This is a genomic window from Vibrio sp. 10N.261.52.A1, from assembly GCF_002876325.1.
Lineage (GTDB): Bacteria > Pseudomonadota > Gammaproteobacteria > Enterobacterales > Vibrionaceae > Vibrio > Vibrio chagasii.
Window position 1 is genome coordinate 1 of the sequence record NZ_MCYD01001112.1, and the last position, 4,511, is coordinate 4,511.

The 4,511-nt window shown below is 43.7% G+C and carries 3 protein-coding genes; 2 read left to right on the top strand and 1 reads right to left on the bottom strand.

The genetic code is table 11. The features are described 5' to 3' along the window. Nucleotides 1-48 precede the first annotated feature (48 nt). Nucleotides 49-2,166, bottom strand: a complete 2,118-nt coding sequence (locus tag BCT81_RS23820; RefSeq protein WP_004737419.1) for a methyl-accepting chemotaxis protein — start codon at nt 2,164-2,166, stop codon at nt 49-51. A gap of 395 nt (nt 2,167-2,561) precedes the next feature. Here BCT81_RS23820 and BCT81_RS23825 point away from each other — a divergent pair, with 395 nt between their 5' ends. Continuing rightward, nucleotides 2,562-2,810 carry a hypothetical protein gene (locus BCT81_RS23825; RefSeq protein ID WP_102426075.1) on the top strand — a complete coding sequence of 83 codons (249 nt, stop codon included), beginning with the start codon at nt 2,562-2,564 and terminating at the stop codon, nt 2,808-2,810. Between the two features lie 344 nt (nt 2,811-3,154). Beyond that, complete coding sequence (emrD, locus tag BCT81_RS23830; protein ID WP_102426076.1) at nt 3,155-4,360, top strand: multidrug efflux MFS transporter EmrD; 1,206 nt, start codon at nt 3,155-3,157, stop codon at nt 4,358-4,360. The last annotated feature ends 151 nt before the right edge of the window (nt 4,361-4,511 follow it).

Here is a 4,511-nt window from a genome sequence, read left to right on the forward strand (position 1 = left end):
AGAATTTAGGACAGTCTCCCCTTTTTCTATCCAAGAATTGTTTAAGGCTTAGACCTTGAACTGATTAACCAATTTCTGTTGCTGCTGAGATAGCTGATCAATTTCATGACCCACTTGTTCAGAAGCTGCCGCTTGTTCCAAGATCTTTGCACTCAAGTCGCGAATATTAACCACGCTCTGATTCACTTCACCGGAAACCGATTGTTGCTCTTCTGCTGCTCTTACGATCTGATTGTTCATATCACTGATCGCCTCAATTGAGGTAAAGATCGAGCCGAGATCTTCTACTGCATTTTGAACGTGCAGCGCTGTATCGTTGGCAAGAATATTACCTTCTTGGATAGCTTCCACCACATCTTGTGTTCCAGCATGGACCTTATCAATCACCGCTCTGATCTCACCAACGGATGATTGTGTACGGCTTGCAAGGTTTCTCACCTCGTCTGCAACAACCGCAAAACCACGACCTTGCTCACCAGCACGAGCCGCCTCAATCGCCGCATTCAATGCTAACAAGTTAGTCTGTTCAGAGATACCCTCGATAACACTTAAGATCTCGGTGATATTACCGTTGTTCTTTGCTAGCTCTTCAACAATAGGCACAGCGCTCGACATGCGTTCCACCAGCTTCCTCATTTCACCAGCGGAAAGCTCGATAACTTGTTGCCCTTGCTGAGCTGAACGATTTGCCTCACAAGCTGCGTCTACCGCAACTTCTGCGTTTTGTACCACTAAGCCAGCAGTTTGAGTCATCTCTTCTGCCGCTGTTGCTACCAGATCCACTTCTTTAAATTGAGACTCGCTGCTTTCACGAGTACTTGATGCAGATGCCTTCGCTTGACTGGTCGTGTTTGCCACTTGTTCTGTAGTTTGAATAACTTCTTTAATTGTATGTTGCAGCTTATCTAGGAATAGATTAAAGCCTTTCGACAACTGACCGATTTCATCTTGAGACTTCACTTCTAAGCGTTGGGTCAAATCACCTTCACCAGAAGCGATGTCATTCAACCTTTCCACTACCTGACGAATCGGCTTCACAATGGACAACGAAGCAAATGCGATAATGGCTAAACCGAAGATAATAAATACCGTACCGGCAATCACTTCTGTTTTGATACCTTCACTTAGCTTAGTGCTAATGATGGAATCCAGTTTATTTGCATCAGCGACGACACTATCTCTTGGGATCTCAAACAACACCCCCCAAGTTTGGTTAGCAGCAACGACAGGTGCAAACGCAAGTAACCACTCACCGTCCTCACTCCACTGCGTTGTTACTTCACCGCCGAAGATAAAATCGGTCATTAAGTCACTGTTGGTATTATCGCTTTGGAAATTCGAACCAACTGCAATGCTTGAATCGTCAGAAGCGATAACTGAGCCATCTAGGCTAACAACATACGCTTTACCTGCACCGTTAAACAAACTCTGGTCAGATTGAGTAATCACACTGGTTAAGCCATCAAGTCTTAAGTCGATACCCAGAAAACCAATCGCAACATCGTCGACTAAAATTGGAACTGAAATAGAGGACGTCAATAATGCTGTACCGCCACTATTCACCACTCGTGGGGTGCTGATACAAGTTTGCCCTGAAGATAGAGGACAGTAAAAGCGCTCGCTATTGCTGTTGTCATTCAGTGTTGATTCCGAAAGCACATTCGAGAGAACATTCTCACCATTATCCGCTAATTTCCAGTAAGGAGCGAAGCGCCCTTTCTCGTTAGATCCTACATAATCGGCATCGACATAATTCGAATCTTCGCTATCGAGTAAATCAGGCTTAAAGACGAGGTAAGCACCTTGAATCGAATCGAAGTTTAAAACCGATCTGCGCACCATTTCATCTAATGCAGTACGAAGCTCTTCACTTGGTGTAAAGTTTTCATCCGCATTGTTCTTTAAAAACTGAGCACTCGCCGCTAGCATCTCTGCGCGATAAATGGCTTCATCAACATAACGTTGAGTTTCTTGTGCATTGAGCTGAGAAACAGACGATAACAACTGCTGAGTTTTAGTGATCACTGATTCTGAGCTTTGAGATTTGATAACTTGTTGCTTACTCGTCGCGTTGTAGATCGAGAAACCAATAAGAGAAAGCGACGTAATGATTAAACAACAACCCGCTAGTAGAGTTATTTTCCACTGTACCGATAGAGAACGCATTTAATATCCTTATTTAAGCCAAAAGACTTCCATAACCATAACTATCACATCAACAACGAATGGCTGTACACAATGTAGATAAGTTAAACGAATAGCTTAACGGATGATTACATCACAAATTACTAACATATAAAACGAAAGTTCACGCAAATGTTAACAGATCATGCTTTTTGTCTATCGCTTCTGTGACTGAGAGAGCTATTAACTTCTGATACTTAGCTTCATCTTTGTCGTTTTAAAAATATGACGTATGACTTGCGTCCTTTCTCAAGGCGATAAGAACACTTTGCAGCTCCCCTACCGGAATTGAAAAATGCCTTTTCATCTCGCTGCGCTATAAAAGCAAGCTTGTTATTATGCTATTGAATCTTTTTTGATAACGACGGAGATAGATGATGAACGCGAGCTGGGCCAATTTCTTTCCATACTTTGCAGGGGCTTTTAAGCTGATTGTATTGGCTATCGGTGGCTACCTAGCGATCAAGTGGCACTTTGATGAAGACAAGAGGTTAAGAGAACAAGAGGGCGAAGTATTTAACACATTAAGTTTGAAGAAAAAGTTAGTGACTGCACTTGCAATAACAATTGTTGTGACCTGTTTAATAACGCTTGTCGTGTACGCGACAGACTGGCTACTCTATTAATCTTGGGTATTGATACAAAGATATCTGTCGTTTCATAAACCTGCTATACGATTTAGATTATTGAGCGCACCACCACCTCAGGTAATCAAAACCTTGTTCAATCACTCATAATATTTCAATAGCTTCCTCCTGCAACACTTACTCGTTTCACATAGAGTAAGGATTAGTTTTTCTAATCCGCACCATAGATTTTTATCTTGATCAACTTCACACTTTTTGATTGCTAATTCGGCAATCAAACTCTAATATCTCGCGCCTAGATTCCCTAATCGCTTTATTCAATTGGCTCTCCCTAATGGAGCGCTAAGGCTTTTTACGTTTTTAATTTTTGGAGAGATACGCAAATGTCCGCCTCGTTTCCATTAGCGAAACTTACCTTTTTAATCGCTATTCTGACAGCCGTAGGTCAAATGACTCAAACGATGTACGTGCCTTCTATCGGTCATATGGCAGGTGAGTTCTTGGTTTCTGCGTCTTCACTTCAAGCAGTGATGGCGTGTTACCTGATCCCTTATGGTTTGTCGCAATTTGTTTACGGCCCACTTTCAGATCGCCTCGGTCGTAAACCAATCATCGTCGCAGGCTTAGTTATCTATATCCTAGGTACCTTGATAGCCTTATTTGCTCATGAATACGAATGGTTCTTGGTGGGTAGCTTTATTCAAGGACTGGGAATTGGTTGTGGCGGTGCAATGTCTCGTACATTGACTCGCGATTGTTTTGAGGGCGCTGAGTTACACCGTGCAAACAGCTTAATCAGCATGTGTGTGATCTTCTCCCCATTAATGGCACCTGTATTGGGCGGTTACCTAACAGAAGCTTTTGGCTGGCGTTCTAGCTACTTGTTTCTAGCACTGTTTGGTATCGCTGTAGTGATCACCATGATGACCAGCATGATGGAAACATTGCCAAAAGAGCGACGCAAAAATGAATCAGTCGTCAACAGCTACAAGTTTGTTCTGTCTGACAAACGCTTCCAAGGCTTCTTGCTGGTACTAGTGGCAACATTTGCGGGCGTGGCAGTGTTCGAGGCAGCAGCTGGCGTATTGCTCGGCGGTGTACTTGGCTTGCCGGCAACCACCGTGAGTTTGCTATTTGTGTTGCCGATTCCGGGTTACCTTGTGGGTGCAGGTCTATCGAGTTACATCGCGCAACGTCGCTCTGAGCGCCGAGCACTGAATGTTGGTCTAGTATCGATCTTAGTTGGCTCAGCTGTGGTGCTTATCCCGGGTCTGTTTGGTCAAACAACCGCATTAACTTTGATTGGCGGTGCAACCATTTACTTCTTGGGCGCTGGTATCTTATTTCCAGCCGCGACAACGGGAGCACTTTCGCCATTCCCCTATCACGCAGGTACGGGCGGCGCGATCTTAGGTGGTATGCAGAACCTAGGTGCCGGTATTGCAACACTGTTGGCATCGTTCTTCCCAGCTCAAGATCAGCTGCCACTGGGTTGCTTGATGATTACCATGTCACTTATCGCGATGCTTGGTTTACGTTGGGTTAATCGTAAGCCTGATCACTCAAACGAAATGCCATTGGCTATCTAAAGTAAAACGCAAATCTTACCCAAACAAAGAAGAGGGACATGCTGAAAGGTGTGTCCCTTTTTTATTACCCCGTTGACCCTAGTCTCATGTCTACCACTAATTTCATCAAACATTACTTTGATTTTTTAAAAACAATAACAGACACTTACGA